This window comes from uncultured Dokdonia sp. (assembly GCF_947496725.1).
Taxonomy (GTDB): Bacteria; Bacteroidota; Bacteroidia; order Flavobacteriales; family Flavobacteriaceae; genus Dokdonia.
Window position 1 is genome coordinate 353,009 of record NZ_CANMDS010000002.1, and the last position, 12,470, is coordinate 365,478.

Consider the following 12,470-nt stretch of genomic DNA (forward strand, 5'->3'; position numbering starts at 1 on the left):
AATATGATTTGGGATTATGAATATAACAAATAAATCAAAAAGGCCTAAAAATGATACACCTTTTTCGGTGTAATACAGCTATTTAGCGCAATGTCTTGACTGTTTTTTGCGATTATCTCTTCTTCTGGTTCAAAAAAACTAAGTCCCACTTTTACCACATCACTCTTACATTGAGATAAAAAGCGATCATAAAATCCCTTGCCGTAGCCCACCCTATTACCTTCTTGGTCATAAGCTAGTAGAGGTATAAAAACAACGTCTATATTTTTTACAGGTATTTCAATACCGCCAGCTGGTTCTGGAATACTATACTTATTTACAACAAGCTTTGTGTTGTCTGTAAGCAAATAATGCTTCATCGTATTGTCGTTAAAATTTGATGACGAGAGTACAATATTCTTGTCTTTACCTCCTAAAATGGATAATAGAAACTCTGTGTTAATTTCGCGTAAGCGTTCTATAGGTAAAAAGATGTGATAAAAGTCGTGATTCCATATATCAAGACTCAAAGCTTGGTTTGCAATTTTAAGACTGAGCTCATCCTGCTCGTCTGTAGTTAAGGTATTGCGTAAATCTTTATACTTCTTCCTCAGCTCCTGCTTCATCTTGGTCTTCATTGTGGTCTCTAGAGATATTAAAAATAGCATCACCTTGGTAAACGAGCGAAGCCTCGTTTACATTTATGACATAGCCCTCATTTTTTGCTTTCACCACGTGCCTAAATTTCCCATAGGGATCTGTAATGGTTGCAATGTGTTGCCCTTCTTCAAGTCGCTCGCCGCAAATAACTTTTGTATGTAATAAGCCTGAGTATTTTGCTCGCATCCAGCGAGTGCTCTCTACAAGTACTGATGGTTCTGGTGCTTCTGGCACTGTAAACGTATCACCAAGCATCTCTAGATGGCTTAAAACTCGCATTGTACCATATACTCCCTCGCGGGCTATTTCCTTATCGCTTACTTTAGATTTACCTCCCTCAAAGAGAATGGTAGATTTATTCATTCTTGAGCACGTAGCGCGATATGACTTTGAGATTACTTTAGAATGTAAGGTAAATGGCGCATTAAAGATAGTTGCATACTTCATAGAGTTTACATCTAGGGGATCTATACGCACTTGTGCTACGTTAAAACGAGAGGCACCTCCAGTATGAAAGTCAAGACAAAGATCTGCTACGGGTAAAATTTTCTTTACAAACTGGTAAGCAAACCTACTAGCAAGTGACCCTCTAGGGTTACCAGGAAAAACTCTATTGAGGTCTCTCCCATCTGGAAAAGCCCGTTTCATATCTAAAAAACCAAAGATATTTACGACAGGCACGCAGATTATAGTCCCTATTTTAGGCCTATTGATTTTCTTTGCGATAAGCTGGCGCACTATCTCTACTCCATTTATCTCGTCACCGTGTATCCCCGAGGTGATTAATATGACGGGGCCAGGCTCTACCGCCCTTTCTATTATAATAGGCACCTCAACAGAGGATGCCGTGTACAACTTTGCAATATTAAAATTTACCGTTGCGCTCTTACCTGGTAAGATTTGCTCACCTAGTATGGTGAGAACGTTATGTTCATCTATTTGTGCCAAATGCTTCTGTTAATTATATACTACGCTCTATGTAGCGTATGATTGTCTTTGCAATATCTTTTCCTGTTGCTTTCTCTATGCCCTCAAGGCCTGGTGATGAGTTTACCTCTAATATGAGTGGGCCTCGCTCACTTTGTAGCATATCTACCCCGGCAACTCCTAGTCCCATAGCTTTTGCTGCCTTTATGGCTGCATTTTCTTCTTCGTCAGAAAGGGTAATAATCTCTGCCGTACCGCCACGATGTAGGTTAGATCTAAACTCTCCTTCTTTACCCTGTCGCTTCATAGCACCTACTATCTGGCCATCTACTACAAAGGCTCTAATATCTGCTCCTTTTGCTTCTTTTATAAATTCTTGCACAATCACTCGGGCCTCAAGTCCATTAAAAGCTTCTATCACAGACTCGGCAGCATTTTTAGTCTCTGCAAGTACAACACCTAGCCCTTGGGTTCCTTCTAGTAATTTTATAATAAGGGGTGCTCCACCTACGTGAGCAATCATCTCCTCTACATCACGAGAGTAGTTTGTAAAAACAGTTTTAGGTAAACCTAGTTTTGATCTAGATAATATCTGTAAACTGCGCAGCTTGTCTCTACTGCGCACCAAGGCTTGTGATGTGGTGGTGGTAAAAGTATTCATCATCTCAAACTGTCTCACAACGGCCGTCCCATAAAAGGTAATTGACGCCCCTATGCGTGGTATGACAGCATCTGCAGTCTCAAGGGTTCTATTTTTATAGAATACCGTAGGGTTTTTCTTCTCTATAATAAGATCACACTTAAGAGGGTCTATGACCTCTACACTGTGACCTCTTTTGAGACCAGCTTCTTGTAGCCTAGCCGTACTATATAAATTAGGATTACGAGATAAAATCTTTAGATTCATTTTTTTTGAGATTATAAGATACGTCTGTAAGTGAAGTATCTACTATGAATTTATTGGTAAGGAACTTACGACCTAAAAGTACAGGAAAACGCATATCTTCCCTAGAGGTTAAGGTAAGTGATATTTTATACGTTTTACCATATACGGTAATCTGGCTTTGCACCTCATAGCGATACTGTATCTCGCCATTACTACTGCGCACTGCAGCAATATCATAATCGCTAAAGGTCATTACCTGCCCGTTGTACAATGGATGCTTTTTATCAAAAAAAGTACAAATAAGACTATCCTTTGCCTCTACAATGTTGTGACAGTGTATGGATGAGGTATAGGCTCCCGTATCAATTTTTACATCGATATCTTGAAGCCCTAATAATGGGAAGTCTACTTTGTCTGTGCGACCTATAATACGTTTTGGCATACGATAGCAAGGTATAAAATATGCGCTTTCTTTAAGTAGAATTTAACGTGATTTTTTACGCTTTCGCGAAAGCGTAATCCCCATCATATACTATCTTTGGGTATGCCTGCTGCTCCAATAGAACTTCAACTCAAAACACTCCCTACCAGTCCGGGGATTTACCAGTATTACGACAAGAACGAAAAACTACTATACGTAGGTAAGGCAAAAAACCTCAAAAAACGTGTGTTATCTTACTTTAACAAAACACACGATAACGGGCGTATACGCACAATGGTCAAGAAAATTTACGAGATGAAACACATCGTCGTAGAGACCGAAACAGATGCGCTCCTTCTGGAAAACAGCCTTATAAAAGAGTACCAGCCGCGATATAATGTCTTGCTTAAAGATGATAAAAGCTACCCGTGGATATGTATTAAAAATGAGCGCTTCCCCAGAGTGTTTCCTACGCGTAGATTAATTAAGGATGGTAGTGAGTACTTTGGCCCATACACGAGTATGAAAACCGTGCGCACGCTACTAGATTTGATAAAAAGTCTTTATAAACTACGCACTTGTAATTATGACCTTTCTAAAGAAAAAGTAGACGCAGGTAAATTTAAGGTCTGTCTTGAGTATCATCTAGGTAATTGCGAGGGGCCTTGTGAGGCAAAGCAGTCTGAGCAAGAATATCACGAGCATATAGAGCATATACGTCAGATTGTAAAAGGAGATTTTAAAGACTCGTTAACACGCTTTCGCGAAAAAATGAAAGCCCACGCCGCAGCTATGGAGTTTGAAGATGCACAGCGCATTAAAGAAAAACTAGACATACTGGAAGGCTATCAATCTAAGAGTACGGTTGTAAACCCAAAAATTAGTAATGTTGATGTGTTCTCAATCATAAGCGATGAGGGATATGGGTATGTAAACTTCTTACAGATAAGCCACGGTGCCATCATAAAATCACACACCTTAGAACTCAAAAAACAACTAGACGAAACAGATAAAGAATTACTAGAACTAGGTATCATAGAAATACAACAACGCTTTGATCATAACTCAAGAGAGATATATGTTCCTTTTGAGGTAAACCTGGGTGATAGATTTAAAATCACCGTGCCCAAGCTAGGTGACAAAAAGCGAATACTAGAACTCTCTGAGCGCAACGCAAAATACTACCGTATGGAGCGTTTTAAACAAACTAAGATTGTAGATCCAGATCGCCATACTAATAGAATTATGGCACAAATGAAGGCAGACTTACGTCTTAATGTAGAGCCTAGACACATAGAGTGTTTTGACAACTCAAACATACAAGGTACAAATCCCGTAGCCGCTTGCGTGGTGTTCAAAAACGGTAAGCCCAGTAAGAGTGACTACCGTAAGTTTAATATAAAAACTGTTGAGGGTCCAGATGATTTTGCAAGTATGGAAGAGGTGGTCTTTAGAAGGTATAAACGCTTGCTCAATGAAGGAGAACCTCTACCTCAACTCATTATAGTAGATGGGGGTAAAGGACAACTATCAAGCGGTGTAAAAGCACTTGACGACTTAGGCTTGCGTGGTAAAATAGCCATTATAGGTATTGCAAAAAGGCTAGAAGAATTATTTTATCCGGGAGATAGTATACCTTTATATCTAGACAAGAAGAGTGAAACACTTAAAATCATACAGCACCTACGTAACGAGGCACACCGTTTTGGCATCACCTTTCATCGCAACCAGCGTAGTAATGCTGCTCTAGGAACAGAGCTAGATACCATAAGAGGTATAGGCGAAAAAACCATTGTAGATTTACTCAAGCACTATAGATCTGTATCAAAGGTAAAGGCGGCTTCAAAAAAGAGTCTAACCGAGGTAATAGGCCCAGCAAAAGCAACTATTATCTATAATCACTATCACGTAAAACAATGAGAAAACTCCTCCTCATCGCAATAACGCTACTAGCCATACCTATCTATGCGCAAGATATAGCAAAAGAGGATGTAAAGGTAGGTCTTGTATTAAGTGGTGGTGGAGCAAAAGGACTTGCCCATATAGGCGTTCTTAAAGCTATAGAAGATGCAGGTGTGCGTGTAGATTATATTGCTGGCACAAGTATGGGAGCCATAGTAGGAGGTCTTTATGCATCTGGTTATAATGCCCAGCAACTAGATTCTATTTTTACTGCGGTAAATTTTGACAATATCATACAAGATAATTTACCTCGCCGTGCAAAAACCCCTTATGAGCGTCACGATGATGAGCGATATGCAATCACACTCCCTTTTGACAATTTTAAGATCTCCCTACCTAGCTCGCTCAGTAAGGGACAAAACACCTACAACCTTCTCGTTAAGAACCTTGATCACGTATCTGACTTGACAGATTTTAGAAAATTACCTATCCCCTTTTTATGCATCGCTACAGATGTAGAAAATGGTGAGCAGGTTGTACTAGAAAATGGTTATCTACCAGAAGCACTAAGTGCAAGTGGTGCACTGCCTTCTCTTTTTAGCCCAGTGTTATTAAACGATAAACTATTAATAGATGGTGGGGTGACAAATAATTACCCCATTGAAGAACTACGTGCAAAAGGTATGGAAGTGATTATAGGTGTGGATGTACAAGACACTTTAAAATCAAGAGACAACCTTACATCTGCTACAGAGGTACTGTTACAAATAAATAACTATCGTACCGCAAAAGCGATGGAAACTAAAAGAAAAGAAACAGACGTTTACATTAGACCTGCGATAGACAAGTACTCTGTTGTTTCTTTTGACGAAGGTAGCACCATAATAGACTTAGGTGAGAATAAGGCAAAGGAGCAGTTTCCAGCCCTACAAAAACTAGCAATGAGGCAAAGACCGCTTTCGCGAAAGCGTATAAAAACCTCTCCACAAGACTCGATACAAATTGCCACAGTTACTATTTCCGGAAATGAAAAATACACAAGAGCGTATGTTTTAGGAAAACTTAAACTCACACCACCGGTAAAGCTATCTTATGAAGCTTTTTATAATGGGCTTAATAACCTCTCTGCCACCGAAAATTTTGAAAAAATAGGCCACCGTTTACAAAAGGTAGAAGATGGAAGAGTATTACATCTAGAACTACAAGAATCAAAAAGCACACAATCACTACGTCTCGCTTTACATTATGATGATCTATATCGTACGGCAGGTCTAGTAAATTTTACAAAAAAGAGAGTGCTATTTAAAAATGATGTGGCGTCTTTTGATCTTATACTTGGTGATAATATTAGATACAATTTTGATTATTATATAGACAAAGGTTTTTACTGGAGTGTAGGTCTTAAGTCTTCATATACCTCTTTTGAAAAGGGGGTAAACGCACGGCTTTTTGACGCGACAGATGGTGTTTCATTAGAGGGCATTAACCGAGTTAACCTAGGTTATCAAGATGTTTCAAATAAAATATATTTACAGACCATTCTTGCAAAACAGTTCTCTTTTAATATAGGCTTACAACATAAATTTCTTGATATAGAGACAGAGACTGTGCTTCCTACTACAGATGGCGAGACGGCAGTAATTTTTGATAAAAGTCATATGGGTGGTGCCTATTCTCAACTCAAGTATGACTCACTAGACAACAAGTATTTTCCTAACTCTGGAATTCTATTTGATGCAGATTTTGATGTATACTTATTCTCTTCAGACTACAATAATAATTTTAGTGAGTTTGGAATTGCAAATGCAAGATTTATGTATGCCGCAAGTATTACAGATCGCATAACCACAACTATAGAAACCGCTGGCGGGTTTAAAGTAGGTGGCACAGATAACAGATCGCTAGATTTTGCGCTAGGAGGTTATGGTGCAAAACGAATAAATAACATTATCCCTTTCTTAGGATATGATTACTTAAGCATACTAGGCGACAGTTATGTTAAGGCCACTATTGATATAGATTATGAAGTTTTCCCAAAAAATCACATCAATGCCTCTGCAAATTTTGCAAATGTAGGGTATGACCTTTTTGACAGTACTAAGTCGTGGTTACCTCCACCAGAGTATTCTGGATACTCCTTAGGTTATGGCGCAGAGACGCTACTAGGACCTATAATTATAAAGTATACTTACAGTCCAGAAATAAAGAGTAGTGAGTGGTTTATTAATCTTGGTTTTGAATTTTAAATCGTGCTAAGACAATAATAGCAAGGGCTAAGCGTTGTCACACATTTATCATTTTTTTAACGATAGTACGGTAATTTGTGGCACGTATCGTGGTTTCTCTTGATACATTGTTTAACTCAAAATCATCAATTATGAAAAACCACGTCATCGCACTTTCCCTTATTCTTGTTGCATCATTCTCTAGCTGTAATTCTAAAACAGACATAGAAGAAGCACAAACTAATAGTGATCTCGCCGCAATTATAAACCCCAGTGAAAAGGCTACTGAAACTTATTATTATGTAACTGCAAGCTCTGGTTTATCTCTGCGCTCTGGCACTAATCTCAAGTCAAAAAAGCTACTTGTGCTTCCTTATGGTGCTCAAGTAAAGCATCTAAGTTCTCCAGAGCATACAGCTATGACACTAGGTGGCATTACTGGAGAAATGATTGAAGTAAGTTATCAAGGAGCTACTGGCTTTGCCTTTAACGGGTATCTCACTACCCTAGCACCACCACAACCTAGTGAGACTATAAAAGATTATGCAAAACGCATAAGCACAACTGAGCACAAGGTAGATGTAATTACAAAAGCCCATAATAAAGGAGAAGATTACGGTATGACTACCTCAATAGAACTTCCAGCAAGAGACTGGAAAGAAACCTATAAGATAGCACAGCGCCTCTTTAACTTACCGAAAAATATTCAGCCCGATTTTAACACCAAGGGTACAGTAACAATTTTAAATAAAGAAAAGAGGGAGCGAACACTTACAGATGAACTTACACTTAATGTAAGCTCAAAAGGAGAATTACAGAACCTATCTTATGCATATAAGCTTAAAAACTATAAGCGCACAGTGATAATAACTAAAACAAAAAATGGCTTTCTCATTACTGAGGTAGAAGAGTCAAAGTAAAATCTTGTTGTCCATATTGATTAAAAAAGGAGCTTTTCAAGCTCCTTTTTTTAATTCTATAATTTCAATTGTTTTACACTTCAGAAACTCGTAGTGTGTTTACCATTCCTTTTTCTAGTAGTGGCATTGCTACAAGATTAATGAGCATATCTCCCTTACCTACTAGTTCTGTGTTTAAGGCAAGCTGTCTTATATCTTCTACAGTTTCATCTGTGCTTACAAACTTGTCATAAAATAATGCTTTTACCCCCCAAAGCAAGTTGAGTTGTGTAAGTATGCGCTTGTTAGATGTAAAAACAAGTATATGTGAAGACGGTCTCCACGCCGAAATTTGGAAAGCAGTATACCCACTATTAGTAAGTGTTGTAATCGCTTTTGCATCTATCTCATCTGCCATATGAGCAGCGTGGTAACATATTGCTTTTGTAATGTAACGTTTAGTCTTAATGTGTGGTGGTGCTTGTGGCACTTTTATTAAATCTGAATCTTCTACATTACGACATATAGACGCCATTTTTTCTATTACTTGTACTGGGTACTTCCCTACAGATGTCTCTCCAGATAGCATCACTGCATCTGCTCCATCCATTACAGAGTTTGCTACATCATTTACTTCTGCACGAGTAGGTGTGAGACTAGAGATCATAGTTTCCATCATTTGGGTTGCTATGATTACTGGTATTCTTGCCTTTTTTGCTCTTAGTACTAATTGCTTTTGTACAAGTGGTACTTCGTGTGCTGGTATCTCTACTCCTAGATCGCCACGAGCCACCATAAGAGCATCACAGTAAGCCACAATCTTATCTATATTTTCTACAGCCTCTGGCTTCTCTATTTTTGCAATAATAGGCACTTTATGATCTGAGTGCTCTTTAATAAGTTTTTGTAATTGCTGTAAATCTTCGGCGTGGCGTACAAAAGAAAGTGCCATCCAGTCTACTTTAAGCCCTAGCGCAAAAATGGCATCTTTTACATCCTTTTTTGTAAGTGCTGGTAGTGATATATCTGTATTAGGTAGGTTTACCCCTTTTTTAGAACGTAGCGGCCCTCCTTGTATAACTTTTGCTTCGACCTCAGTTTTTCCATCTGTCTTTACAACTTCAAACATTAGTTTTCCATCATCAAGCAGTATGCGTTCACCAGGTTTAACATCTCTAGGGAACTGCTTATAGTTCATATAAACGCGCTCCTTTGTTCCTTCAAATTCTTTTTCGGTAGAGAAGGTAATGATGTCTCCCGGGTTTACGATTACCTCTTCTTTCATTTTACCTACCCTAAGCTTAGGTCCCTGTAAATCTGCAAGGATAGAGGTGTTAAAACCTGTCTCTTCACTGAGTTCACGTATCATTGCAACGCGCTCCTTAACGTCTTCATAATCTGCGTGCGAAAAATTGATACGGAAAACATCTACCCCGGCATTCATCATATCGAGTAAAACTTCTCTCTTGCTAGTTGCTGGCCCTAAGGTTGCAACAATTTTGGTTTTTTTTCTTTTCGACATTATTCAAAAATTAAGTGTTCTTTATTTTTTAATGTGCTTACGTCTACGTCATATGCCGTAACGATTTGCGGTATTTGGTTTAAGGTTTTTAAGGTTTTTGCTTTCGCGAAAGCGTTACCATCCTCAATTACTTTTATAAAATAGTCTACTTGTGGTAGCTCTGGTATAAAATAAGCCGTTTTAAGGCTCTGTTGTGACTCAAATAAGCCTTGAGAAAGGTTTTGACTTACCGCCACCTTAGACTTGTTTGAGAGCACATAGTAGTCTATATACTGTTGCTTATCATTAAATTCAAAACAAGGATATCTTGCTGTACTTTCATATTGTGTTAATAAGAGGTCTTCACAAGTTCTTGCTAGACGAACATCTAAGTTTTTATTAAGTAAATATGCTAAGTAATATGGCTCTAATGAACCGTGTATGGCTATGAGCGTAAAGTCATAACCAATGGAATCTTCTAAAAGAATTTTATACATTCCCATAGTAATAAAGCAAGTGAGAAAGATACAAAGAAGCATCTAAAGCTAAGGGGGAGGTATGTAAAACTTACGTAAACGTTTTCGTTAGATTAAGGTATTTTTTTATGTTGTTAAAGGTAGCGTAAACGTTGCGATGGTTCCTTTACCCTGCTCAGATTCTATACTTAAGTACCCATTATGTGTTTTGATAAACTCATTACAAAGTATAAGCCCAAGTCCAGATCCTTTTTCATTACGGGTTCCTTTTTGAATGGTAGTTTCTGTGAGGCTAAATAATTTCTTACGATAGACATCTGTCATACCTACTCCATTATCTTCTATACTAAATGTAAAATCTTTTTCTGTTTTTGAAAACTCTATTACAATAATATCATTGTCTTTTGAAAATTTGATCGCATTAGATAATAGATTTCGTATTACAGTTGCAATCATATTTTTATCACCCGTAACTTTACCCTTAAAACTAGATTCTAAGCGCACGTTTATTCCTTTTTGCTGGAGATTATTGCTGTAAACTTTTATTTGATCTTTAGTGATAGCAAGTATGTCTAGTGGTATGGGTTCAAACTTTATTTGACCTGTTTCTAGCCTTGACCATTTGAGCAAGTTATCTAGTAAAGATATGCTGTTGCGACTAGAATCTTCTAGTGAGTCTATAATCGCTGCGGTTTGCTTGCTTTTAAACTCTTCTTCTTTTAAAACATCTAAAAAGTTTATCACGGAAGAAAGTGGACTTCTTAAATCGTGCGCGACTATAGAGAAAAACTTGTTCTTTGTAGCAACTAACTCTGAGAGACGTTTATTTTGAGCTGCAATCATTTTATCCTTACGCTCATAGACGTAAAACTGTATAATTAAAAACAACATAAAGCCTAATATGGCTAAGTACCATATTAAAGAGGTTACAAACATTGTCATACTAGCCTCTTGTGGACGTTTATATGCTGTACTTACTATAAATTTTTTATTGTAAAAATTTACTGTGGTTGACACATATAACTCATCTGGAATATTAAAGTTTTTAAAATATTCTGGATCTTCTGTCTTTGCATAGCATTTCTGTCCGTTATAAGATTTTGCCCTGTCAAAGTAATTTCCATTTCCGGCTTGAAATCTATAAACAAAGTCAGCCTTATTTACGTTTTTATAGACACGATCTACAATAGGTGCAAACTCTGCTACGGTTGTAATATACCCTATAGGTTTATTAGTATTATCTAGAATACCAAAACCTAGTGGTAAGCCCACAAAACCTTCAATTAAATTTGTTGGATTAGATGCATAAAAGTTACGACTACGCATCAAGGTATCCATTCTAGTTATGCCTGATTTTCCTATAATTTTTTCTAGTGACGTTCCCTCTAGGTTCTCTAGAGCAGTCTCTCTCATTGTAAAATCAAACTGAAAAATATGATTTGTGTCTAAGTATGAGATGCTAAAAGGTGGTGGAATAGATAGATCTCTAAGCTGCATATCTAAGAGGTACTTAATGTCTTCCTCTTTTAAATATTGACCATCTGTTATCTCTACATACGCCTTGATTCCCGAAACGAGGGCTGCGTAAGTGTTTAAGGAGCTTTGTAGCTCAAAGGCTGCTCTTTTATTTGCTCGATCTAGTTGTATGTAGCGTGTTTCTTCTCTTTGCCTAGTAATGCTTGAGGTAACCCAGTATAGGGCAAGTGCTGTTACCAGCGCAAGTATTGTAAAAACAAGATAATATTTCTTAGGAAACTTCACTGACATAACTATGAGCATTACTGCCCTACAACTTAATCTACTAGCACAAAGATGATTACGGTGCTAATGTAGTGAAATGATTTAGGAATTATACCCTACAGAGATTGAATTTCTCGTTGATATGCATAAAATGCACGTTTAGAAGCAATTTCTTCGGCTTTTTTCTTACTTGTAGCTCGTGCTTTTGCGACAACCTCTCCATCTATACGTAAACGCACTCCAAAGTGTTTTACAGCATCTTGACCTGTGTCTTCAAAAGTTTCAAACTTAAATGTGTGCTTTTCTTTCTGGCACCATTCTATAAGAACGCTCTTATAACTAATAATTCGCCCTTCTAGCTTTTCGATATCGACATAAGGTTCTACTACTCGCTTTGCTATAAACTTCTCACAATAGCGATAACCTCTATCTAGATATATAGCCCCTACTAATGCTTCAAAAAGGTTGCCGTGTATATTTGCTCCAAAATTTTCTATAGGTATACTGGCTTTTACATATCTCACCAAGTTAAGATCACGACCTAGCTCATTGAGATGTTTACGACTTACTACTTTAGATCGCATTTTTGTGAGATAACCTTCATTACCTCCTTGTACTTCATTAAAAAGGTGCGCAGCAATGACAGAACCTAGCATAGCATCTCCTAAAAACTCTAGTCTCTCATAGTTGAGAGGATTTCCATCCTCCTTTTTTAAGCCAAGGGATCTATGTGTAAAGGCTTTTTCATAAAACGCTATATTTTTAGGTTTAAAACCTATAATAGATTGCATACGCATAAAAAAACTCCCGTCCTTTTCAGAACGAGAGTTAAATATTTTTTTAAACGCACTCAT

Annotated in this window: 11 protein-coding genes; 3 read left to right on the forward strand and 8 right to left on the reverse strand. The window is 37.6% G+C overall.

Annotated features, from left to right (window positions below):
- Positions 1-44: 44 nt before the first annotated feature.
- From Q0948_RS05410 to Q0948_RS05425, 4 genes are read right to left on the reverse strand one after another with little or no spacing between them, the layout of a single operon-like run.
- On the reverse strand, positions 45-605 hold the full coding sequence (locus Q0948_RS05410) for a 5-formyltetrahydrofolate cyclo-ligase (RefSeq protein WP_298349625.1): 561 nt from the start codon (positions 603-605) through the stop codon (positions 45-47).
- Positions 577-1,587: a succinylglutamate desuccinylase/aspartoacylase family protein gene (locus Q0948_RS05415; RefSeq protein WP_298349627.1), complete on the reverse strand. Its 1,011-nt coding sequence runs from the start codon at positions 1,585-1,587 to the stop codon at positions 577-579. Before Q0948_RS05415 ends, Q0948_RS05410 begins: the two co-directional genes overlap by 29 nt.
- A gap of 13 nt (positions 1,588-1,600) precedes the next feature.
- The gene (gene rimK / locus Q0948_RS05420) at positions 1,601-2,473 is read right to left on the reverse strand and encodes a 30S ribosomal protein S6--L-glutamate ligase (protein WP_298349629.1); all 873 of its coding nucleotides are present in this window, start codon (positions 2,471-2,473) and stop codon (positions 1,601-1,603) included.
- On the reverse strand, positions 2,448-2,894 hold the full coding sequence (locus Q0948_RS05425) for a RimK/LysX family protein (protein ID WP_298349631.1): 447 nt from the start codon (positions 2,892-2,894) through the stop codon (positions 2,448-2,450). The genes rimK and Q0948_RS05425 overlap by 26 nt, the downstream gene beginning before the upstream one ends.
- A gap of 102 nt (positions 2,895-2,996) precedes the next feature.
- Between Q0948_RS05425 and uvrC the strand changes: the two genes are divergently transcribed.
- From uvrC to Q0948_RS05440, 3 genes are all read left to right on the forward strand, one after another.
- Positions 2,997-4,793, forward strand: coding sequence for an excinuclease ABC subunit UvrC (gene uvrC / locus Q0948_RS05430; RefSeq protein WP_298349634.1), 1,797 nt, complete (start codon positions 2,997-2,999; stop codon positions 4,791-4,793).
- Positions 4,790-7,021 carry a patatin-like phospholipase family protein gene (locus tag Q0948_RS05435; RefSeq protein ID WP_298349636.1) on the forward strand — a complete coding sequence of 744 codons (2,232 nt, stop codon included), beginning with the start codon at positions 4,790-4,792 and terminating at the stop codon, positions 7,019-7,021. Before uvrC ends, Q0948_RS05435 begins: the two co-directional genes overlap by 4 nt.
- A 131-nt stretch (positions 7,022-7,152) precedes the next feature.
- Positions 7,153-7,920: a hypothetical protein gene (locus Q0948_RS05440; RefSeq protein WP_298349641.1), complete on the forward strand. Its 768-nt coding sequence runs from the start codon at positions 7,153-7,155 to the stop codon at positions 7,918-7,920.
- 73 nt (positions 7,921-7,993) lie between these two features.
- Here Q0948_RS05440 and pyk read toward each other — a convergent pair whose 3' ends face one another.
- The 4 genes from pyk to rnc form a co-directional block, all read right to left on the reverse strand.
- Positions 7,994-9,421, reverse strand: coding sequence for a pyruvate kinase (gene pyk / locus Q0948_RS05445; RefSeq protein WP_298349643.1), 1,428 nt, complete (start codon positions 9,419-9,421; stop codon positions 7,994-7,996).
- Positions 9,421-9,897 carry an IPExxxVDY family protein gene (locus tag Q0948_RS05450; RefSeq protein WP_298349646.1) on the reverse strand — a complete coding sequence of 159 codons (477 nt, stop codon included), beginning with the start codon at positions 9,895-9,897 and terminating at the stop codon, positions 9,421-9,423. Before Q0948_RS05450 ends, pyk begins: the two co-directional genes overlap by 1 nt.
- 105 nt (positions 9,898-10,002) lie before the next feature.
- A complete protein-coding gene (locus Q0948_RS05455; protein WP_298349648.1) occupies positions 10,003-11,643 on the reverse strand; it encodes a HAMP domain-containing sensor histidine kinase in 1,641 nt (546 codons plus the stop codon).
- A gap of 89 nt (positions 11,644-11,732) precedes the next feature.
- Positions 11,733-12,470, reverse strand: coding sequence for a ribonuclease III (rnc, locus tag Q0948_RS05460; RefSeq protein WP_298349651.1), 738 nt, complete (start codon positions 12,468-12,470; stop codon positions 11,733-11,735).

Excerpts from the sequence above, each read along its gene's own strand:
- uvrC (WP_298349634.1), top strand. The coding sequence starts at position 2,997 with ATGCCTGCTGCTCCAATAGAACTTCAACTCAAAACACTCCCTACCAGT.
- Q0948_RS05425 (WP_298349631.1), bottom strand. The coding sequence starts at position 2,894 with ATGCCAAAACGTATTATAGGTCGCACAGACAAAGTAGACTTCCCATTA.
- rnc (WP_298349651.1), bottom strand. The coding sequence starts at position 12,470 with ATGAGTGCGTTTAAAAAAATATTTAACTCTCGTTCTGAAAAGGACGGG.
- Q0948_RS05435 (WP_298349636.1), top strand. The coding sequence starts at position 4,790 with ATGAGAAAACTCCTCCTCATCGCAATAACGCTACTAGCCATACCTATC.
- Q0948_RS05455 (WP_298349648.1), bottom strand. The coding sequence starts at position 11,643 with ATGTCAGTGAAGTTTCCTAAGAAATATTATCTTGTTTTTACAATACTT.
- Q0948_RS05440 (WP_298349641.1), top strand. The coding sequence starts at position 7,153 with ATGAAAAACCACGTCATCGCACTTTCCCTTATTCTTGTTGCATCATTC.
- rimK (WP_298349629.1), bottom strand. The coding sequence starts at position 2,473 with ATGAATCTAAAGATTTTATCTCGTAATCCTAATTTATATAGTACGGCT.
- Q0948_RS05450 (WP_298349646.1), bottom strand. The coding sequence starts at position 9,897 with ATGTATAAAATTCTTTTAGAAGATTCCATTGGTTATGACTTTACGCTC.
- pyk (WP_298349643.1), bottom strand. The coding sequence starts at position 9,421 with ATGTCGAAAAGAAAAAAAACCAAAATTGTTGCAACCTTAGGGCCAGCA.
- Q0948_RS05410 (WP_298349625.1), bottom strand. The coding sequence starts at position 605 with ATGAAGCAGGAGCTGAGGAAGAAGTATAAAGATTTACGCAATACCTTA.